A 19,286-nucleotide genomic window follows, 5' to 3' on the forward strand; every position below is an offset into this window, starting at 1 on the left:
TGGCGAAGGTGTGTGTAGCAGGGCCGGAGGGACTTGAACCCCCAACCGCTGGTTTTGGAGACCAGTGCTCTACCAATTGAGCTACGACCCTTTGTGTGCCCCCCAACGTACCGCATTCATCCGGATGCTTGGTGTGCACCGAATGGGCGCGGGCCGCTGAAGGCCGACGAGGTGAGAGTGTACGTGCTCTGCGGCCGGTCGTCGAACAGATACGGCTCGCGGGAGGGCTCGTTGGCCGAAGACCGCCGGGCGGGAAGGGGACGGAGCTCCGGGATCCGCCTGAAGATCGTCCAGGTCGTGGGCCGATCCGGACTGTTGTTCTGGGATTTGCCCGACGTTGTTCAGTCTGTGAAACCCCCGTGCCACGTGTGTTTCCGGTCTGAAACGATGGGGCCCATGAGCGCTGCAACCCCTCCCACCGAGCGCCGGGTCTCCGCCCGAGTCGGCGCGATCTCCGAGTCCGCCACCCTCGCCGTGGACGCCAAGGCCAAGGCCCTCAAGGCCGCCGGGCGGCCGGTGATCGGCTTCGGCGCCGGTGAGCCCGACTTCCCGACGCCGGACTACATCGTCGAGGCCGCCATCGAGGCCTGCAAGAACCCGAAGTTCCACCGCTACACGCCGGCCGGCGGCCTCCCCGAGCTGAAGGCCGCGATCGCCGCGAAGACGCTGCGTGACTCGGGCTACGAGGTCGACGTCTCGCAGATCCTCGTCACCAACGGCGGCAAGCAGGCCATCTACGAGGCCTTCGCCGCGATCCTCGACCCGGGCGACGAGGTCATCGTGCCCGCGCCGTACTGGACGACGTACCCGGAGTCGATCCGGCTGGCCGGGGGTGTCCCGGTGGAGGTCGTCGCCGACGAGACGACCGGCTACCGGGTGACCGTCGAGCAGCTGGAAGCGGCCCGTACGGAGAAGACGAAGGTCGTCCTGTTCGTCTCTCCCTCGAACCCGACCGGCGCGGTCTACAGCGAGCAGGAGACCGAGGCGATCGGCCGCTGGGCCGTCGAGCACGGCCTGTGGGTCATGACCGACGAGATCTACGAGCACCTGGTCTACGGCGACGCCTCCGCCGTGTCGCTGCCGGCGGTGCTCCCCGAACTGCGCGACAAGTGCGTCGTGGTGAACGGTGTCGCGAAGACGTACGCGATGACCGGCTGGCGGGTCGGGTGGATCATCGGCCCGAAGGACGTGATCAAGGCCGCGACGAACCTGCAGTCGCACGCCACCTCGAACGTGTCCAACGTCGCGCAGATGGCTGCGCTGACCGCGGTTTCCGGCGACCTGGACGCCGTCGCGAAGATGCGCGAGGCGTTCGACCGGCGCCGCAAGACGATCGTGCGGATGCTGAACGAGATCGACGGCGTGGTGTGCCCGGAGCCGGAGGGCGCGTTCTACGCGTACCCGTCGGTGAAGGAGCTGGTCGGCAAGGAGATCCGAGGGCGCCGGCCTCAGAACACGGTCGAGTTGGCCGCATTGATCCTGGAGGAGGCCGAGGTCGCGGTGGTGCCGGGTGAGGCGTTCGGTACGCCCGGGTATCTGCGGCTGTCGTACGCGCTGGGTGACGAGGATCTCGTCGAGGGCGTGAGCCGGATCCAGAAGCTGCTGGCGGAGGCCAGGGACTGACTACTCACGTGAGTAGTTCGGAGCGGGCCGTTCCCCTTCGGGGAGCGGCCCGCTTTCTCGTGTGCGCGTGCGAGCAAGACCACGTTCGGGCAAACAGCTACCGGGACGGCTGAGGCGTACGGCAGGATCTTGGGATGGAGCGTGTACGTGATGTCTCTGAGCTGCCGAAAGCCCATCTGCACCTGCACTTCACCGGGTCGATGCGGCCCACGACCGTGCTGGAGCTGGCCGACAAGCACGGGGTGGGACTGCCCGAGTCGCTGACCGAGGCGCTGGTCGGTGGGGAGCCGCCGAGACTGCGGGCGACGGACGAGCGGGGCTGGTTCCGCTTTCAGCGGCTGTACGACGCGGCGCGCTCATGTCTGCGGGAGCCGGAGGACATCCAGCGGCTGGTGCGGGAAGCTGCGGAGGAGGACGTCCGGGACGGCTCGGGGTGGCTGGAGATCCAGGTCGACCCGACGTCGTACGCGCCGCGGCTGGGCGGGCTGATCCCCGCGCTGGAGATCATCCTGGACGCGGTGGAGACGACGTCGCGGGAGACGGGGCTCGGGATGCGGGTGCTGGTGGCGGCGAACCGGATGAAGCATCCGCTGGACGCGCGCACGCTGGCCCGGCTGGCGGTGCGGTTCGCGGACCGGGGGGTCGTCGGCTTCGGACTGTCCAACGACGAGCGGCGGGGCATGGCGCGGGACTTCGACCGGGCGTTCGCGATCGCGCGGGAGGCCGGGCTGCTGTCGGCGCCGCACGGGGGTGAGCTGGCCGGGCCGTCGTCGGTGCGGGACTGTCTGGACGACCTGGGGGCGCACCGGGTGGGGCACGGGGTGCGGGCGGCGGAGGATCCGCGACTGCTGCGGCGGTTGGCTGAGCGGGGTGTGACGTGTGAGGTGTGCCCGGCGTCGAACGTGGCGCTGGGGGTGTATGAGAAGCCGGAGGACGTGCCGCTGCGGACGCTGTTCGAGGCGGGGGTGCCGATGGCGCTGGGCGCGGACGATCCGCTGCTGTTCGGCTCTCGGCTTGCCGCGCAGTACGAGATCGCGCGGCAGCATCACGGGTTCACGGACGAGGAGCTGGCGGAGCTGGCGCGGCAGTCGGTGCGGGGGTCGGCGGCGCCGGAGGATGTGAAGGCGAAGCTGCTGGCGGGCGTGGACGACTGGTTGCTGTCGTAGCGCCTGCGGTTTCGTGGTGGGTCGGGGCCGTGCCGGGGGGTGTCCGTCCTCGGAACGGCGCGATGGGGTCGGAGACCAATTGACTGTCCGTTGACGCGCCAACCAGCTGCGGGCGGACACCCCCCGACACGAACTTGGGGGAGGCACCCCGCCACGCCGGGCTGCGCACCCGACCGTCACCGGCTCGTTGACCAGCGTGATCCCGAAGGCCTCGCGGACTCCGGCCACGACCTCGCGGGCCAGGGCGAGCAGGTCCTCCGTGGTCGCGGTGCCCCGGTTGGTGAGGGCCAGGGTGTGCTTGGTGGAGATGCGGGCGGGGCCGTCGCCGTAGCCCTTGGTGAAGCCCGCCTTGTCGATCAGCCAGGCGGCGGAGGTCTTGGTGTGGCCCTCCCCCGCCGGGTACGCGGGGGGCTCGGCCTCGGCGCCGAGGCGCTGCTTCACGCGCGTGCGGAACGTGTCGAAGTCGGTGTCCGTGAGGATCGGGTTGGTGAAGAAGGAGCCGGCCGACCAGGTGTCGTGGTCCTCGGAGTCGAGCACCATGCCCTTGCCCGCGCGCAGCTTGAGCACGGTGTCGCGGGCGGACGCGAGCGGGACGCGGTCGCCGGGTTCGACACCCAGGGCGCGGGCCGTCTCGGCGTACTTGAGGGGGCCTGAGAGGCCGTCGGCGTCCTCCAGCCGGAAACGGACGCGCAGGACCACGTATCGCTCGGGGTCGGACTTGAAGCGGCTGTGGCGGTAGGAGAAGGCGCAGTCCTCATTGGCGAGGGTGACCGTCTCGCCGGTGCGGCGGTCGTAGGCGACGACTTCGGTGATCGTCGAGGAGACCTCCTGGCCGTACGCCCCGACGTTCTGGATGGGGGTGGCGCCCGCTGAGCCGGGGATGCCGGCCAGGCACTCGATGCCGGCCAGGCCCGCCTCCACCGTGCGGGTGACGGCGTCGGTCCACACCTCGCCGGCCGCCAGCTCCAGGCTCGTGCCGTCGAGGGAGTAGCCCTTGGTGGCGATGACGAGGGCGGTGCCCTCGAAGCCCTTGTCGCCGATGACCAGGTTCGAACCGCCGCCGATGAGCAGCAGTGGGGTGCCCGCCTCGTCGGCTTCACGGACGACGGCGATCACCTCGTCGTCCGTCGTCGCGGTGACCAGCCGGGTGGCGGGGCCGCCCAGCCGGAAGGTGGTCAGTGGGGCGAGGGGGGCGTCGTGGAGTTCCTGCACGGGCTCAAGAGTACGAGACGGCACTGACGCTCCTCGGCACGCGTGTGTGCGGCCCCGTTCGTGAAGAACGGGGCCGCACGGGGGCGGGCTGTCAGGGCAGGCGCCGGAACGCCTCGGACCAGGAGAGCGGGAGATCGTCGCTCTTCGCCTGCCATGTGGTGAAGGTCGCGTCCTTCATCTGGGGAGCGAGGCCCCGGGCGACCGGCTTGTGGGCGCCCGAGTGGACGAAGGTGGCGAGCGCGGCCTTCGACTCCCAGGCGGACAGCGTCCAGAAGGTCCGTCGCAACGGCTTCGCCTTCAGGGTCGCTCCGTAGGCGCCCGGGCTGTTGCGCACCTGCCGCCAGACGGCGGGGGTACCGGCGAGGAATTTCAGCGCTCCCCACAGGGTGCGGGTCTCGAAGCGAGAGGCGAAGACGTGCACCTCGGTGTCGCGGGGCGGGGGGTTGGGGACGGTCCAGGGAAGGGTGGGCACGGCCGTTCCTCCTGCGGGTCGTCGGTCTGGTTGCCGGTTCGTCGGGGTCAGTGGGCGGCGGTCTCGAGTACAGGCGTCGGTTCGGTGGGGGCGGTCCGCCGCTCGGTGCGTCGCCGGGTCGGGATGGCCAGGGCCGCGACTCCCGCCAGGGCCACCACGGCGGAGCCCGTCATCAGCGCGGGCCGCATGCCGTCGACGAAGGTCTGGCCGGTCTCGTATCCGCCCTGGGCCGCGAAGATCGACGCCATGACGGCGATGCCGAGCGCTCCGCCCACCTCGCGCAGGGCGTTGTTGGCTCCGGAGGCGATTCCCTGCTCCTGGGTTCGGACGCTGGACATCACCAGGTGCGAGGCAGGGGCGAAGAACAGGGCCATGCCGACACCACTGACGATCAGGGCGGGCAGTTGGGCGGCGTAGGAGGCGTCGGCCGTGGCGACGGCCGACATGTAGCCGAGGCCGAGTGCCTGGAGGAACAGGCCCGCGGCGACGACGGGGCGGCCGCCGATGCGGTCGGCGAGGATGCCGGCGATCGGGGCGACCAGCATCGGCATGCCGGTCCAGGGCAGCATCCTCAGGCCCGCCTCGGTGGGCGAGTAGCCGAGGACGCCCTGCATGTACTGGCTGAGCAGGAAGATCGAGCCGAACATGCCGAGGAACATCAGCAGGCTGGCCGCGTTGATGCCGGCGAAGGCCCGGGAGCGGAAGAGCCGCATCGGGAGCATGGGGTTCTTGGCACGGATGCTGTAGAGGACGAAGGCGACGAGCAGCGCGGAGCCGGTGAACAGGGCCAGCAGGACCAGGGTGCCGGTCCAGCCGTCGACGGGGCCGCGGACCAGGCCGTAGACGATGCCGAAGAGGCCGCCGCTGGCGAGCAGGGTACCGGGGATGTCGAGCGGTGCTCCGGTGCCGTGCGACTCGGCGAGGCGGAGGCGGGCCAGCGGGAGCAGGGCCAGGCCCAGCGGGACGTTCAGCCAGAAGATCCACTGCCAGGAGATGTGTTCGGTGAGGGTGCCGCCGACCAGGGGTCCGGAGGCGACGGCGAGTCCGTTGACGGCTCCCCATATGCCGTACGCCATGCCTCGCTTGGCGGCGGGCACGGCCGCGGTCAGCAGGGTGAGCGTCAGCGGCATCATCACGGCGGCGCCGGCGCCCTGGACGGCGCGGGCGGCGATGAGGGAGTCGATGCCGGGCGCCATGGCCGCCGCCGCGGAGGCGCCGGTGAAGACGGTGAGTCCGGCGATGAAGAGCCGGCGGCGGCCGAAGCGGTCACCGAGGGCCGCGCCGGACATCAGCAGGACGGCGAAGGTGAGCGTGTAGGCGCTCACGGTCCATTCCAGGTCGTGCAGGCCTCCGCCGAGGTCCTCACGGATGGAGGGCAGGGCGGTGGTGACGACGAGGTTGTCGAGAGCCGCCATGAATCCGGCGACGCTGGTGATGACGAGGGCCCAGGCGGCTCCTCCGCGACGTGCGGTCTGCTCTGACATCGCTCCCCCAGGAGTGAGTGATTCGCTTGATCGATTAGTTATTGATTACTAACTTTCGCGGTCATAAAAGGGCGCAAGCCCTCGCCTCGTCTTCTCAGTGCTCCAGCCGGCCCTTGAGCCGCGCCGACGGGTACAGCCCCTCCCAGACCCGGTGCTCGGGCGGGAAGCCCATGGCCGCCAGGCAGTTGATGAGCATCCCGTACGCCATGAAGGTCGTCGTCTCGCCGATGTCGGCCCCCAGCGGCAGATGGACGGTGTCCCACAGTCGCATCCAGCCGGCGCGCACCGACTCGCCGAACTCGTGGTCGCCCTCTTCCTCGGCGGCCCTCACGGCGACGTACATCTGCATCTGCATCAGGAGCCGCTCGGGCCGCTCTTCGATGACCTTGGTGTACGCGTTCCCCATGGCGTGCAGGGCTTCCTCACCCTCGAGCCCTTCGGAGGCCTCCGCGAAGGTGCGGATGGTCTCCTCCACACACCGCTGGGCCGCCGCCAGGAAGATCGCCTTCTTGCCCGGGAAGAGCCGGAAGAGGTACGGCTGCGAGACACCGACGCGCCGGGCGATCGCCTCGGTCGACGTGCCGTGGTAGCCGCCGCGGGCGAACTCGGTCATCGCCGCGTGGATGACACTCTCGCGCCTCTCCTCCGCACTCATCCTGACCATGCAAGTAAGTTAGTACTCAATCACTAACTGCGTCAAGCGGGTGCCGGAAATTCCTACGGTCAGGGGCCGCCCCTGATACGGGTGAGGGAGCGCCCCGTAATGAAGAGCGCCCCCTCACCTCGCATCGCTGTTCTCAGGCCAGCCGTACGACCGCCCGCGACATGCCCAGCACCTTCTGCCCGGCGCTCGTCGCCGTCAGGTCCACGCGGACCGTGTTGTCGTCGAGCTTGGCCGCGACCTTGCCGGCGACCTCGATCACGGCTCCCTGGTCGTCGTTCGGGACGACGACGGGCTTCGTGAACCGGACGCCGTACTCGACGACCGCGCCCGGGTCGCCGACCCAGTCGGTGACGACGCGGATCGCCTCCGCCATGGTGAACATGCCGTGCGCGATGACGTCCGGCAGGCCGACCTCCTTGGCGAACTTCTCGTTCCAGTGGATCGGGTTGAAGTCGCCGGAGGCACCCGCGTACTGCACGAGGGTCGCGCGGGTCACGGGGAAGGTCTGGGCGGGCAGTTCGGTGCCGACCTCGACGTCGGAGTAGGAGATCTTCGCCGTCATCGGATCGCTCACGCCTCCTCGGCCGCGCGGGCCACGAGCTTGGTCCAGGCGGTCACGACGTGCTCGCCGGCCTCGTCGTGCACCTCACCACGGATGTCCAGGATGTCGTTGCCCGCGAGGGACTTGACGGCCTCGATGGTCGAGGTGACCGTGAGCCGGTCGCCGGCGCGGACGGGGCGGCGGTAGGCGAACTTCTGGTCGCCGTGCACCACCCGGCTGTAGTCCAGACCGAGCTGCGGGTCCTGGACGACCTGCCCGGCGGCCTTGAATGTGATCGAGAAGACAAAGGTCGGCGGAGCGATCACGTCGGGGTGGCCGAGCGCCTTGGCGGCCTCCGCGTCCGTGTACGCCGGGTTGGTGTCCCCGACCGCTTCGGCGAACTCACGGATCTTCTCCCGGCCCACCTCGTAGGGCTCGGTGGGCGGATACGTCCGCCCCACGAAGGACTGGTCGAGCGCCATGGCCCGGCACCTCCTGATTGCGCTACTGAACGGTACGGGTGACTCAACGACGCGAGGCCGCCCCCGACACTCGGGGACGGCCTCGCGTACGAGCCTGATTTATCGCGTCTCGCGGTGCGCGGTGTGCGCATTGCAACGCGGGCAGTGCTTCTTCATCTCAAGACGGTCCGGGTTGTTACGCCGGTTCTTCTTGGTGATGTAGTTCCGCTCCTTGCACTCCACGCAGGCCAGCGTGATCTTCGGGCGGACGTCGGTGGCAGCCACGTGAGTGCTCCTTGACGAACGGATGGAATGGTTTAACGCAAGAAAGAGTAGCCGATCGAAGGACCGACCCCGCAATCGGCTACTGTCAGTAGCGGTGACCGGACTTGAACCGGTGACACAGCGATTATGAGCCGCTTGCTCTACCGACTGAGCTACACCGCTGCGATGCGATCGGACCCCGTCTCGCGACGGGAACCGTTCACACCAGAGCCCCAAAACGGAATCGAACCGTTGACCTTCTCCTTACCATGGAGACGCTCTGCCGACTGAGCTATTGGGGCGAGCGATGAAGACATTACACGCTCCGCCGCCGTTCGCCCAAATCCGTTTCGAGGCACCCGCCCCGGACGCATGGACCGTCCTCCCAGCCGCCTCGTCCGTGTCACGTTCAACGCGGCGGACCACACCGGTACGACTATTGCGCTCCTCCCCGACACCGGCGTACGGCCGTCCTAGGCTCGACTCACTCTGAGTGATCATGCGTCCTCGCATGCGCAGCCCGAGCCTCTGGAGCGCGATGCCCGACAGCCAGCCGCAGCCACCGCCACCCCCCTCGCCCGCCCCGGGTCCGGCCGACCCGTCGTCGCTGCTGCTGTGCGGGGCGCGGCTCACCGACGGCCGGACCGTGGACGTCCGGTTGAGCGGCGGACGTATCGAGGCGGTCGGCACGGCCGGCAGCCTGGCCACGGGCGGCACACGCTCGGGCGGGGCGCGGCTGGATCTCGGCGGCTATCTGCTGCTGCCGGCCCCGGCCGAGCCGCACTCCCACGCCGACACGGCCCTGTCGGCCGACCTGGAGGGGCCGGTTTCCCACGAGCCCCGGGACGTCCAGCGCCGGGCGACCGAGGCAGCGCTGCTCCAGCTCGGGCACGGCGCGACGGCGGTGCGGGCCCACGTGCGTGTGGGGGACGTCCAGGGACTGAGCGCGCTGGAGGCCGTGCTGCAGGCCCGGCGGGCGCTGCGGGGGCTGGCCGAGCTGACCACGGCGGCGATGCCCCGGGTGCTGACCGGGGTGGCCGGGGCGGACGGGCTGGCGATGCTGCGGGACGCGGTGAAGATGGGCGCCTCGGTCGTGGGCGGCCGGCCGGATCTCGACCCGGATCCGACGGGATACGTGGAGGCGGTCCTGGAGGTGGCCTCCGAGCACGGCTGTCCGGTCGACCTGCACACGGACGCCGGGGATCCGGCACGGCTGGCCCGGCTCGCGGCGATGGCGGGCGGGCTGCGTTCCGGAGTGACCCTCAGCCCGTGCGGTGATCTCGGCCGGCTGCCTTCCGAGGTGGCCTCGCGCATCGCGGACCAGCTCGCGGCGGCCGGGGTGGCGGTGGTGTGCCTGCCGCAGGGGGGCTGCGGTGGTGTGGACCGGCGGGGTGCGGCTCCCGTGCGGCTGCTGCGCGCGGCCGGGGTCCGGGTGGCCGCCGGAAGCGGGGCGCTGCGGGACGTGTCGAACCCGGTGGGGCGCGGCGACCCGCTGGAGGCGGCGTTCCTGCTGGCCTCGCGCAACGGGCTGTCCCCGGAGGAGGCGTACGACGCGGTCAGCGGGTCGGCGCGGGCGGTGCTGGGGCTGCCCGAGGTACGGGTGGAGGCGGGCTTCCCGGCTGAGCTGCTCGCGGTGCGCGGGGACCGGCTGGCCGGGGCGCTGTCGCTGGGGTACAGCCGGGTGGTGGTGCACCAGGGGCGCGTGGTGGCGCGGACCAGCGCGGTGCGGGAGTACTGCAGTTCGGCCACCTCGGTGGAGCTGGGGCTGCCGCGACAGGGGCGGGGGGAAATGTCATGACGCCGTCGGACGGTGGGGCTTCGGGGGCGGGGCCGGCGTCGTGCGGCGGATGGGGGCGTCCGGGCGTACGGTCGAAAGCATGCGCATTGTCATCGCTGGTGGTCATGGTCAGATCGCGTTGCGGCTGGAGCGGCTGCTCGCCGCGCGCGGAGACGAGGTAGCGGGGATCATCCGTAAGGCCGAACAGGCCGACGATCTGCGGGAGGCCGGTGCCGAACCGGTCGTGCTCGACCTGGAGTCGGCGTCCGTGGACGAGGTCGCGGAACGGCTGCGGGGTGCCGACGCGGCGGTGTTCGCGGCCGGCGCGGGTCCGGGCAGCGGGGTGGCCCGCAAGGAGACGGTGGACAAGGCCGCGGCGATCCTCTTCGCGGACGCGGCGGTGGAGGCGGGCGTACAGCGCTTCGTGGTCGTGTCGTCCATGGGCGCCGACCCGCGGCACGAGGGCGACGAGGTCTTCGACGCGTACCTGCGCGCCAAGGGCGAGGCGGACGCTTACGTGCGTGGCCTGAACGCCCTCGACTGGACGATCCTGCGCCCCGGCCAGCTCACCGACGACGCAGGCACCGGCCTCGTACGCCTGGAGGCGCACACGGGCCGCGGCCCGATCCCGCGCGACGACGTGGCCGCCGTACTGGCGGAGCTGGTGGACACCCCCGCGACGGCCGGGCTCACTCTCGAGCTGATCAGCGGACCCGCGCCGGTGCCCGTGGCCGTGAAGTCGGTGGCGGGCAACTGAGCATGCCGGAGGCGGGCGCACGCCGGGCATCCCCTCGTGCGACTGGAGACCGCCGGCATGTGCAGCGGTTCAGCGCCCGGGCTGGTGGCATGGATGGATGTCCGGGCGCCGGGAGCGGCCTAGAACAAGGGCAGTTGGCCCGGGAAGTCCGGTACCGCGTAGCCGTCGAGGGACGGCTGCTCCGGGCCGGGCCTGGCCTGGCGGCGCGAGCCCGGGCATGAGGTGAGTTCGCCGTGCTCCCGTGCGCCGGGCGGGTCGTGGCGCGCGTACCGCCCGGCGACGACGGCGATCTCGCGGCGGCACTCGGGGCAGGTTCTGCGGCGGGAGGACATGGAGCCAGTGTGCCGCGCGAGCGGCCCGGGCATGCCGCCCCTGTCCTCCTCCTGCCGCTCACGAGGTCCCCATCGGTACTCACGAGGTCCCCATCGGTACGTCGACGGCCAGTGCGGTGGCCGGTGAGTCCTGGCGCAGATGACGACCGCCCACTGTGACGTGACGTCAGTTGCCGAAGCTCGACGGCCTGATGAATTCCCGCCCCCCCTCGCGACGTCCCGGCCTCCAGGCCGGGGGACCACACCGGGCTCAGCCGGTTGCCGTGCCGAACCACCTCGGCAGGCGGCTGAGCAACTCCTGCTGGTTCTCGCCGACCCAGGCCACATGGCCGTCGGGCCGCAGGAGCACCGCGGGCACGTCGAGTTCCTCGCTGACGTCGACGACGTGGTCGACCCGATCCGCCCAGCCGGCCACCGACAGCCGGCCGGTCTGGTCGAGCAGCACCCCGCGGCCGGTGCGCATCAGCTCGTAGAGGCGCCCCCGCTTCAGAGGCACGTCCCGCAGGCGCCGGCCGAGAAGTTCGTGGCCCTCACCGAAGTCGTAGCGGACCGCGATCGCGGTGATCTTCTCGATCAGGTACCGGTTCACCTCCTCGAAGTCCATCAGCTCCCCGACCAGTCGGCGCACGGCCCGCGGCCCTGGTTCGGAGCGCAGCAGTTCGGTCTGCGCACGGGTGTTGTCCAGCACGGCGGCGGCGACCGGGCGCCGTTCGGAGTGGTAGCTGTCCAGCAGGCCCTCCGGTGCCCAGCCGCGCACCTCGGCGGCGAGTTTCCAGCCGAGGTTGAACGCGTCCTGGATACCGAGGTTGAGGCCCTGTCCGCCGGTCGGCGGGTGGATGTGCGCCGCGTCGCCGGCCAGCAGGACGCGGCCGACGCGGTAGTGCTCGGCCAGCCGGGTGGCGTCGCCGAACCGGGACAGCCAGCGCGGCGAGTGCACACCGAAGTCCGTGCCGGCGAAGTGCCGCAGCCGCTCCTTGAACTCCTCGAGGGTCGGCGGGACCGAACGGTCCTCGGCCAGCCCCTCGGCGGGCACGATGACGCGGTACCGTCCCTCCCCGAGCGGCATGGAGCCGAACCGCCACTCGGTCTTGCGCACCTCGGCCGTGATGGCCGCCAGTTCCTCCGGCGGCGTGGCCAGCTCCATCTCGCCCAGCAGCGTCTCGATCCTGGCGGGCTCACCGGGGAAGTCCACGCCGATCAGCTTGCGCACGGTGCTGCGGCCGCCGTCGCAGCCGACGAGGTAGCGCGAGCGCAGCCGCGTGCCGTCGGCCAGCTCGGCGGTCACACCGTCTTCGTCCTGGCCCAGCCCGACCAGCTCGCAGCCGCGCCGGATCTCGGTGCCGAGCTCGGTGGCGTGCTCGGTCAGCAGCCGCTCGGTGGTGCTCTGCGGGATGCCGAGGACGTAGGAATGCGCGGTGTCCATCCGGCTGGGCCACGACGTGCCCAGGGCGGCGAAGAACCCGCCGGTCTCGTACTTCTTGCCGTGTGAGAGGAAACGCTCCAGCAGACCGCGCTGGTCCATCAGCTCGATGCTGCGCACATGGATGCCGAGCGCGCGGGACTGCCCGGTCGGCTCCGCCAGCCTCTCCAGCACGGCCACCCGCACACCGCGCAGCCGAAGCTCGCCGGCCAGCATCATGCCGGTGGGTCCCCCGCCGACCACGATCACGTCGAACATCTCATCCCCCAAATCCCCGCGAATTTCCGCTTCGGCCGGTGATTCTGCGGGACGAGGGGGGGGCTTGCCGCAAGGCCCCCCTCGTGCTATAAGTTGAGAGTGGCAAGGAGAGAGTTCCTTGCCTTTCTTTTTGCGTCAGGTCTTGGACGCTTATTTCCCTGGGGTTACGCGCATCCGCCGCGGAAGGATCCGCCGCCGTGGTCGACCTCAGATCAGGCCCCTGAGCTGCGATGACATCTGCTCGGAGTGGGCATGCGCGCCGAGCGGGATGGGGCCCGCAACCGGCCTGCGCGTGACATCCACCGGGGCGCCGCGTTATTGCATTGCGGTGCGGCATGCAGTGTTAACGTCCCGGCGGATTACCGCGCGGCTCGACCACGGCATGTGCCCACTTATGCAGAATGCAGTCGCTCTGTCGCTCTGTATCCCCAGGCCGCTCATCCGCGGAAAGGGATGAGTTCTTGTCAGCGGCGTCTCGACACCCCGGTCAGGTCAGGTGATGTGGATCACTTGCCAGGGCGGTGCCCGTCGACGACAAAGACGAAGACCTCCTTGCGTCTACGTCTCCGCAGATGCGAGGGGGTCTTCCCCAGGGTGGCGGCGCCGGGATTCGAACCTGGGAAGGCTGAGCCGGCAGATTTACAGTCCACTCAGGAACAGGCTTTCTGACCTGCTGTGACCAGCGCAGATGAGTTAGGCGAGAGCAGACTTAGCCTCAGCCGTCCACGTCTCGTCCAGACGCTACCGGCCAGGCCCTTCAGCGCCGGCTCGGAACGGCGATGTATAGCTGCCGGAGACCGTGCAGAGCGGCATGGAACGCAGCCGCGATCTCGCGCGCCCTCTGCTCAGTCTCGATCGCCCACATGGAGATGTAGTCAGGCGCAATGTTGGCCTGCGTCACCGTGTCGGTGAGTACCAAAGCCTCAGCTGCTGACCGCAAGACTGTCACTGCTTCGTCCGGGATGGTGGGCCCGCTGCTGGACATAGCGTCAAGCTCCACCTTCCACCGTCGGCCCTGACGAGCGATGCCTACGAAGATCGCGTCGTTGTTCTTGGCGCTTCTGTAGGCCGCGTGGTGAGCTTCCGGTTCGGTGCAGTCGGGGATGAGTGCAGCTGGTAGAGGCGTTCCGAGCGTCGGCATGGCCACATCATCGCAACTGCGCACACCTGCATTCAGGCGAACGCACATCCTCACAACCGAGCCCGCACTGCCTGTCCCGCTCTCTCTGGTTCAGAGAGGCCGAGTCGGCCCCCAGCGCAGGGCTTCGCACCTCAGTCAGCGCGCGACACTCAGACCGCGTTTGAGATCTGCCGCATCCCGGGGCTGGTGGGGTCATTGAGCCCCGCGTGAGTGGTTCTGGGGGCGGGTATCTGCCGGACGGCCTAAGAGTCAAATACGGCAAATTGATATACGCCTTGAACGGTCGACATGAGGAATCGCTCACGAAGCTCATCTCTATCCGTGAACTCTTCAAGCTCCCGTCTCGAATAGAACTTGACCGCTCCATCCCTGAGGAAGTCAATATAGTAGTGGCGCATGATTCGACTCCCCAAATGCTCGGCGGCTGGATCCGCAACTTCGATAATTATCGCCCGATGGGCAATTCTGACACACTCACCAATCAATTCCCTCACAGCCTCCGCTGAAGCCATGTGATGCAAAACATTCTTGCAGATGGCAACGGAGAATGTCTTGTCAGCAAAAGGGAGAACCGTGGCGTCGTGGTTCGTATAAAGCAGCGAGGATGCAGGGTGGGGCGAGCTGCGCGTTTTCCGAATCAATTCGATCTGACTCCACGCCACATCGTTTCCGACCACGATTGGAATATCTCCCCTCTCTGCCAGTGCATTACATAGCCTATTCTCGCCGCATGCTACATCAATTATCGAATGCGGATTAACTTCCCGTATGGCCTCGTCAGTCACTCTGGCCACATCACCAAGACTCTGCTCGCACACATATTTGGATGCAGCGCGCATGACTGGCTTGATGACCATGTCATGAAATTGATACCGGCCTCGATATAGCTCATTCTGGGATATTTCATTGTCATGGAATGGAATCTGGCCCCTCTCTTTACTTGCCAGGTGCTCTTGCGCCACACTCAAAACCTTCGCGTTCTGAGACGGAGTGACCGAACCGAGAGGGGTGTCGATATCGATGAGCTGAGCGCGAGTTCGCTTCACGCTTAGCAACTTCTGATCGGTGTCTCGACCCCGTATCCTACCCATGAAGGCAATGCCTTTATGGGTCCACTCACGCCCGTTGCACTGAAAGGCATGAGACAAGAAAGCAATAGGAACAATATCGGCCAACTGGATGCCCGACAATGCCTCCTGAGCTATCTCATTGGCCGCAACGATGAAGTCTTCTTGCGCATCCTGCCTTAGACCCTCACCCAAAAGAGTCCACAATATGCCTTCATTCAGAAATATCCTCTCGACCAGGATTCTATGGTCGATCGTATATGGAATGATCAGGGAGAAGTGCCTCACTCGGCGACAGTATTCGAACGCCGCACTATTCACCTGAAATGTATCGGAGAGTGACGGGGCCTCTCGATAAAGGTGCCTATAGGTATCCAATTGCCGCTGGGCCACATCGCTCGCACTTAGGGAATTTTCTCGAGTTGATGGATTCAACCTAGACATTTCCATCCCTCGCAGCCGATTCGACTCCAGCTGGATCTTCTTCCAGCTTGCACCCCAACGGCAGAGCATGCACCTGCGCCGGATCGGCACCTGGGCCTATTTGGGGCGAAGCGCCGACAACGGCTGCCGTCGGCGAGGGGCTGGCGGACTGTCTACAAAGGTTGCTGCACAAGCGGTCGTGGGCCGGGGCGCGTCGCAGCACCGCCCCGGGTGAGCCGGCGGACCATGATGCCGATCATGGCCCATCGGATCATCGTCTCGGAGTGGGCCGGGCTGATCTCGTAGTCCCGGGCGAGGCGCCGGTGGACGGAGAGCCACGAGAAGGTGCGCTCCATTGCCCACCGGCTGGGCTGGACCTGGAAGCCGCGCTGGTCGGGGTCCTTGCGGACGATCTCCAGGTCTCGGCCGAGAATCTGAGCGGCCCACTCGACTAGGCGGCCGGCGAAGCCCTGGTCGGCCCAGACCTTCTTGACGCCGGGGTGATCGAGCCTGGTCCACAGCAACGGGCTTCGCTCCGTCGTGACCCTGCATGCTCGCCGCGACGACGTGGACGGACAGGAGCAGGCCGAGGGTGTCGGTGACGGTGAACCGCTTGCGGCCCTTCAATTTCTTGCCCGCATCGAAGCCCTGGTGGCAGCGGGGACGGTGTCGGCAGTACGGACGGACTGCGAGTCGACACCCGATTCGCACCACGTAGAAGCAACGGCTCCACCAGCGCCCACGGCTCATCCGTCAGGTCCGACGGATACCCACCCCCAACACCGCTCACGGTGAGTTCAACCAGCGCCTCAGCGACGGGACACGGCAGATCTCAAACGCGGTCTCAGGCAATCAGCCATTTGTTCGATTCGCCTAAGACGACGTGGCTTTCTCTAGCTAACACACGGTCACGTGTGTCACCCTTTCGATCCGTACGCCATGCACCTGGGGGGCTCATGTCGACAGAAGATGTAACTGCTTGGAGTTTGGCTCCAAGCGAAGAAGAGGGACGCTTTGGGGCGATAAATGTAACCATCAAGAATGGTCGGGATGTATTCAAGAAGGCCACAATTTCCCGCTTCGGGAATCCACTGACTGGCGAGATCAGGAGCGAACAACTTAGCCTGGAGTCCTTCGGACGCATACCCGGCTCTAATGAATTCGACTTCGAGAACCCCAAGTCGCGCTGGTACTGCGAAAACGGGGAGATCGAAACGCTGGCAGCCTTCCTGTCCGGAGCATTCAGCACGGCAGGTAAATACCGCCTCATTGACGCAGCCTCTGCATCCGCCACAATACTCTCGCTCTTGGACAGCGGTGATCTCGACCCAGGAGCATTGGGTGCAGCTTTGGCAGGGCACGAGGATCTCGCCTCCGTCGTCAAGGCTCTTACCGCGTCCGCGTCCGGCCTCAGTGCCGTTGAGGCCGCCGTTATCGCTCGCAGGCGAGGAATCCTTGCAGACCTCAAACAAAGGGCCGTCGACCCAAGAACCACAGAAAGAGATATGCAGGGCGCCCTCGAAGGGCATACCTGGATCTTCGGTGGTCAATACGTTGGCATCGCCCATCGAAGAAATCTCACGATGCTCGACGAGTATGACATCCCTCTCGTTGAGGCGACCGGGGCTCTCCACGTCGTGGAACTAAAAGGTCCGAACATCAAGGACCTAGTCAAGAAGCACCGGAATCACCAGGTTGTTGGAAACGATGTACATCTGGCGGTCGGCCAATTGATGAACTACATCAAACAACTCGATCAGCAAGGCGCCGCCATGGAGCAGGCTTTCCGTAACGAGCATGGCGTCGAGTACGACATGAGTCGCCTCTGCGGAACGGTGGTGATCGGCCATTCGAAACACGTGCCGGACTACAGCAGGAAGCAAATAGATCAAATCATTCGCACGTTCAATTCTCATCTCAGTCGGATTCAGGTCCTGACCTATGAGGATTTATTGGACCGCGCGGAAATGGCGCTCCGATTCGAAGAGGACTCCTTGGACTCCGCGTGATAGTCGAATGACTCGTCGCGTTCGGAGGTTCTCACCAACCGGGGCGGTGCGACTCTTGCCCGCTACGCTGGTACGCACCACTGCAGAACGGAGAGTGTTCCGCGAATGGGACCGAAGACGACCAAGGTCTACGAGACGCTCCGCGAACGGCTCGCCTCGGGTCAGTACGCGCCCGGTGACAAGTTCCCCTCGGAACGCACCCTGACGGAAGAACTCGGCATCGGTCGAACGGCACTCCGGCAAGTCCTCGCCCGTCTCGTGACAGAGGGCGCTCTGGAGGTTCGGGGCCGTAGTTCGTACCGGGTACCTGGCGGGGTGAGCGTCAAGGCTCCTGACGGGTTGGAGCCCTGGCGCATCCACGGGGAACGCGATCTCTACGACAATCGGTGGGTCAAGCTTCAGCTCTGGGATGTCGAGCCGCCCGGCGTGGAGCGGTTCGAGCATCATGTGGTGAGGCTGCACCACGTGGCCATTACGGCGGTGCTGGACGACCAGGACCGCGTGTTGATGATGTGGCGGTACCGCTTCGTCCCGCAGCAGTTCGGCTGGGAACTCCCGGGCGGCATCGTCGACGAGGGCGAGGACCCGGCCGAGACGGCGCTTCGGGAAGTCGTGGAAGAGACGGGTTGGCGGCCGAAGTCACTTGAGCACGTCGTCACCTATCAGCCGATGGTCGGCATGGTCGACTCGCCTCACGAAATCTTCGTGGGTCACGGGGCTGAGCAGGTCGGTTCGCCGACTGACCTTGAAGAGGCCGGCCACATCGAGTGGGTCCCCTTGGTCGACATCCCGGGACTCATGGCCCGTGGTGAGCTGATGGGCTCCGGGACGCTTGTAGCTCTGCTCCACATCCTGGCGAATCGCGGCAAGAAGGGGCTCACAGCCGCGCACTGAGCAAGTCGACTCGACGGCGTTGCCGCACCGAGCCGGTGCGGCTCGCCAGCAACCGCGCCTGGCGCAGGTGAGTATGTGCGTCGTCATACTCGGCTCGCACCAAGTGAGCTTGGACCAGGTCTGCATGCAGGCCGGCTTGCGCACGCACGAACGTCGGGTCGACGACTTCCAGGGCGTCATAGAGGCTCGTCACCGCGCCCTCGTCGCCCAGCAGAGCCAAGACGTTGCCATGCCACCGAGTCAGGTGGGCACTGTTGAGGAAGATGCTCAGCATGTCCGGGTCACGGTCTTCGGGGCCTGGCGGAATGCTCGCCATCGCAGCATCGAGCGCACGTCGGCTGTCGTCCGCCATTCCCGGCACGTGAGCGCATATCTCCGCCTCTGCGGCATGTAGCCATGCCCGGAGACGGGGCGATCCCGCCTGCCCCAGGGTGCGTTGCGCGTCGCGAACCAGCTCGACGCCGAGTGCCGGCCGACCAGCCTCACACAGCACGTAGGCCTGCTCTGCCATGGCATGCGCCAGATACATCGGGGCCTCAGCGTCGTGTGCCGCCCGCTTCGCCGTCTCGTAGTGCCGCCAAGCACGTTCGACCGCACCGGAGTCGATCGCCTGCCACGCCGCCAGGGTCGAGGCCCCCGCAAGCGCAAGGGCCACAGGTCGACGCGTGCTGGGCAGCACCGCGAAGTTCAGCGCGTCTTCCAGACGGGCAAGGTGGCCCGTCATTTGGTCCACAAGGCCGGACGCTCCCATCTGACGGTCCATGGTGCGCAGCACCTCGGTCTGGTCGTTGAACGCCTTCACCATGGACCCACTGACGCTGCTGGCTGAATCGATCCTGCTCAACAGCTCGTCGTAGCCGTCGACCACGGGCAGCACGGCACCGGCATCCACACCTCCTCTCAGCTCGGAGTCCGTGACTCCGAGGAGGCGTCGCAGGATCTCGGCATAGCGGTCGGAGATGGTGCGCTTGCCGTTCTCCCACTCGGACACGTACACCCGCAAACTCGCGGTGGAGGCAACGTCAGTGACGTGCTGGCGGGCATACCGCTCGATCTCGCGAACCAGTCGCTCCTGAGACCAGCCGCGCGCAGTCCGCGCACTCCGAAGTCCTGAACTCACAGGCCACCGCCCGGCGTTAGTTCCGATCACTGCCTTTCCCATGGTGCCTCACATCGCCGCAGGTCAACAGGGGTTAACAGGCCGAGAGTTAAGCCCTGTTGGCTACCGACACCCCCACCTCGAACTGTCTCCTGGAGATGCACCGCAAGGGGCGTTCACCGATCGAATCGGCGAACCACCTTGACTCTGGTGCGCACCAGA

General features: G+C 67.3%; 18 protein-coding genes, 3 tRNA genes and 1 pseudogene. 6 read left to right on the forward strand and 16 right to left on the reverse strand.

Translation table 11 applies throughout. The features are described from left to right. Positions 1 to 18 precede the first annotated feature (18 nt). Positions 19 to 91 (reverse strand) — tRNA-Trp (locus tag IE97_RS0108420). Between the two features lie 305 nt (positions 92 to 396). On the opposite strand from IE97_RS0108420, the gene IE97_RS0108425 reads away from it, so the two are divergent. Both IE97_RS0108425 and IE97_RS39985 read left to right on the forward strand, forming a co-directional pair. Then, positions 397 to 1,623, forward strand: coding sequence for a pyridoxal phosphate-dependent aminotransferase (locus IE97_RS0108425; protein WP_030233957.1), 1,227 nt, complete (start codon positions 397 to 399; stop codon positions 1,621 to 1,623). Between the two features lie 134 nt (positions 1,624 to 1,757). Further along, complete coding sequence (locus tag IE97_RS39985) at positions 1,758 to 2,789, forward strand: adenosine deaminase (RefSeq protein WP_030894579.1); 1,032 nt, start codon at positions 1,758 to 1,760, stop codon at positions 2,787 to 2,789. Positions 2,790 to 2,957: 168 nt separating this feature from the next. On the opposite strand, the pseudogene IE97_RS0108430 reads toward IE97_RS39985, so the two are convergent. From IE97_RS0108430 to IE97_RS0108470, 9 genes and pseudogenes are all read right to left on the reverse strand, one after another. Next, positions 2,958 to 4,001, reverse strand: a pseudogene (locus IE97_RS0108430) (UDP-N-acetylmuramate dehydrogenase); the annotation flags it as partial. Between the two features lie 91 nt (positions 4,002 to 4,092). After that, the gene (locus tag IE97_RS0108435; protein WP_030233963.1) at positions 4,093 to 4,473 is read right to left on the reverse strand and encodes a DUF3291 domain-containing protein; all 381 of its coding nucleotides are present in this window, start codon (positions 4,471 to 4,473) and stop codon (positions 4,093 to 4,095) included. A gap of 47 nt (positions 4,474 to 4,520) precedes the next feature. Then, entirely contained in the window at positions 4,521 to 5,957 is a 1,437-nt protein-coding gene (locus IE97_RS0108440; RefSeq protein ID WP_030233966.1) for a DHA2 family efflux MFS transporter permease subunit, read from the reverse strand. 94 nt (positions 5,958 to 6,051) lie between these two features. Continuing rightward, complete coding sequence (locus IE97_RS0108445) at positions 6,052 to 6,621, reverse strand: TetR/AcrR family transcriptional regulator (RefSeq protein ID WP_030233969.1); 570 nt, start codon at positions 6,619 to 6,621, stop codon at positions 6,052 to 6,054. Positions 6,622 to 6,754: 133 nt separating this feature from the next. Beyond that, on the reverse strand, positions 6,755 to 7,183 hold the full coding sequence (locus IE97_RS0108450; RefSeq protein ID WP_030233973.1) for a MaoC family dehydratase: 429 nt from the start codon (positions 7,181 to 7,183) through the stop codon (positions 6,755 to 6,757). Between the two features lie 8 nt (positions 7,184 to 7,191). Beyond that, on the reverse strand, positions 7,192 to 7,644 hold the full coding sequence (locus IE97_RS0108455) for a MaoC family dehydratase N-terminal domain-containing protein (protein ID WP_030233985.1): 453 nt from the start codon (positions 7,642 to 7,644) through the stop codon (positions 7,192 to 7,194). Positions 7,645 to 7,743: 99 nt separating this feature from the next. Then, positions 7,744 to 7,908, reverse strand: coding sequence for a 50S ribosomal protein L33 (rpmG, locus tag IE97_RS0108460; RefSeq protein ID WP_003948671.1), 165 nt, complete (start codon positions 7,906 to 7,908; stop codon positions 7,744 to 7,746). A gap of 89 nt (positions 7,909 to 7,997) precedes the next feature. Further along, positions 7,998 to 8,070 (reverse strand) — tRNA-Met (locus tag IE97_RS0108465). 46 nt (positions 8,071 to 8,116) lie between these two features. After that, positions 8,117 to 8,189, reverse strand: a tRNA-Thr gene (locus tag IE97_RS0108470). A gap of 236 nt (positions 8,190 to 8,425) precedes the next feature. Between IE97_RS0108470 and IE97_RS0108475 the strand changes: the two genes are divergently transcribed. Next, the gene (locus IE97_RS0108475) at positions 8,426 to 9,685 is read left to right on the forward strand and encodes an amidohydrolase family protein (RefSeq protein WP_030233988.1); all 1,260 of its coding nucleotides are present in this window, start codon (positions 8,426 to 8,428) and stop codon (positions 9,683 to 9,685) included. 79 nt (positions 9,686 to 9,764) lie between these two features. Continuing rightward, on the forward strand, positions 9,765 to 10,421 hold the full coding sequence (locus IE97_RS0108480; protein ID WP_030233991.1) for an SDR family oxidoreductase: 657 nt from the start codon (positions 9,765 to 9,767) through the stop codon (positions 10,419 to 10,421). A 119-nt stretch (positions 10,422 to 10,540) separates the two neighbouring features. On the opposite strand, the gene IE97_RS0108485 is transcribed toward IE97_RS0108480, so the two are convergent. The 5 genes from IE97_RS0108485 to IE97_RS38295 form a co-directional block, all read right to left on the reverse strand. Further along, complete coding sequence (locus IE97_RS0108485) at positions 10,541 to 10,753, reverse strand: hypothetical protein (RefSeq protein WP_020275027.1); 213 nt, start codon at positions 10,751 to 10,753, stop codon at positions 10,541 to 10,543. Between the two features lie 250 nt (positions 10,754 to 11,003). Continuing rightward, entirely contained in the window at positions 11,004 to 12,431 is a 1,428-nt protein-coding gene (gene rox / locus IE97_RS0108490; protein WP_030233997.1) for a rifampin monooxygenase, read from the reverse strand. 757 nt (positions 12,432 to 13,188) lie between these two features. Beyond that, the gene (locus tag IE97_RS41995) at positions 13,189 to 13,572 is read right to left on the reverse strand and encodes a hypothetical protein (protein ID WP_030233999.1); all 384 of its coding nucleotides are present in this window, start codon (positions 13,570 to 13,572) and stop codon (positions 13,189 to 13,191) included. A gap of 242 nt (positions 13,573 to 13,814) precedes the next feature. Next, on the reverse strand, positions 13,815 to 14,927 hold the full coding sequence (locus tag IE97_RS39995; RefSeq protein WP_158708257.1) for a class I SAM-dependent methyltransferase: 1,113 nt from the start codon (positions 14,925 to 14,927) through the stop codon (positions 13,815 to 13,817). Between the two features lie 308 nt (positions 14,928 to 15,235). Next, on the reverse strand, positions 15,236 to 15,586 hold the full coding sequence (locus IE97_RS38295) for an IS5/IS1182 family transposase (protein ID WP_051704879.1): 351 nt from the start codon (positions 15,584 to 15,586) through the stop codon (positions 15,236 to 15,238). A 432-nt stretch (positions 15,587 to 16,018) separates the two neighbouring features. Here IE97_RS38295 and IE97_RS40000 point away from each other — a divergent pair, with 432 nt between their 5' ends. After that, positions 16,019 to 17,071, forward strand: coding sequence for a Shedu anti-phage system protein SduA domain-containing protein (locus IE97_RS40000; protein ID WP_078603132.1), 1,053 nt, complete (start codon positions 16,019 to 16,021; stop codon positions 17,069 to 17,071). 105 nt (positions 17,072 to 17,176) lie between these two features. After that, entirely contained in the window at positions 17,177 to 17,965 is a 789-nt protein-coding gene (locus tag IE97_RS0108515; RefSeq protein ID WP_078603133.1) for an NUDIX domain-containing protein, read from the forward strand. Here IE97_RS0108515 and IE97_RS0108520 read toward each other — a convergent pair. Beyond that, positions 17,949 to 18,962: a helix-turn-helix domain-containing protein gene (locus IE97_RS0108520; protein ID WP_030234003.1), complete on the reverse strand. Its 1,014-nt coding sequence runs from the start codon at positions 18,960 to 18,962 to the stop codon at positions 17,949 to 17,951. The genes IE97_RS0108515 and IE97_RS0108520 overlap by 17 nt on opposite strands. Positions 18,963 to 19,286: the final 324 nt, after the last annotated feature.

The organism is Streptomyces sp. NRRL S-455 (genome assembly GCF_000717875.1).
Lineage (GTDB): Bacteria > Actinomycetota > Actinomycetes > Streptomycetales > Streptomycetaceae > Streptomyces.

Bases quoted from the DNA above. Each gene is read 5' to 3' on its own strand.
- IE97_RS0108425 (WP_030233957.1), top strand. From the start codon at position 397: ATGAGCGCTGCAACCCCTCCCACCGAGCGCCGGGTCTCCGCCCGAGTC.
- IE97_RS39985 (WP_030894579.1), top strand. From the start codon at position 1,758: ATGGAGCGTGTACGTGATGTCTCTGAGCTGCCGAAAGCCCATCTGCAC.
- IE97_RS0108440 (WP_030233966.1), bottom strand. From the start codon at position 5,957: ATGTCAGAGCAGACCGCACGTCGCGGAGGAGCCGCCTGGGCCCTCGTC.
- IE97_RS0108445 (WP_030233969.1), bottom strand. From the start codon at position 6,621: ATGGTCAGGATGAGTGCGGAGGAGAGGCGCGAGAGTGTCATCCACGCG.
- IE97_RS0108450 (WP_030233973.1), bottom strand. From the start codon at position 7,183: ATGACGGCGAAGATCTCCTACTCCGACGTCGAGGTCGGCACCGAACTG.
- IE97_RS0108455 (WP_030233985.1), bottom strand. From the start codon at position 7,644: ATGGCGCTCGACCAGTCCTTCGTGGGGCGGACGTATCCGCCCACCGAG.
- IE97_RS0108475 (WP_030233988.1), top strand. From the start codon at position 8,426: ATGCCCGACAGCCAGCCGCAGCCACCGCCACCCCCCTCGCCCGCCCCG.
- IE97_RS0108480 (WP_030233991.1), top strand. From the start codon at position 9,765: ATGCGCATTGTCATCGCTGGTGGTCATGGTCAGATCGCGTTGCGGCTG.
- IE97_RS0108485 (WP_020275027.1), bottom strand. From the start codon at position 10,753: ATGTCCTCCCGCCGCAGAACCTGCCCCGAGTGCCGCCGCGAGATCGCC.
- rox (WP_030233997.1), bottom strand. From the start codon at position 12,431: ATGTTCGACGTGATCGTGGTCGGCGGGGGACCCACCGGCATGATGCTG.
- IE97_RS41995 (WP_030233999.1), bottom strand. From the start codon at position 13,572: ATGCCGACGCTCGGAACGCCTCTACCAGCTGCACTCATCCCCGACTGC.
- IE97_RS40000 (WP_078603132.1), top strand. From the start codon at position 16,019: ATGTCGACAGAAGATGTAACTGCTTGGAGTTTGGCTCCAAGCGAAGAA.
- IE97_RS0108515 (WP_078603133.1), top strand. From the start codon at position 17,177: ATGGGACCGAAGACGACCAAGGTCTACGAGACGCTCCGCGAACGGCTC.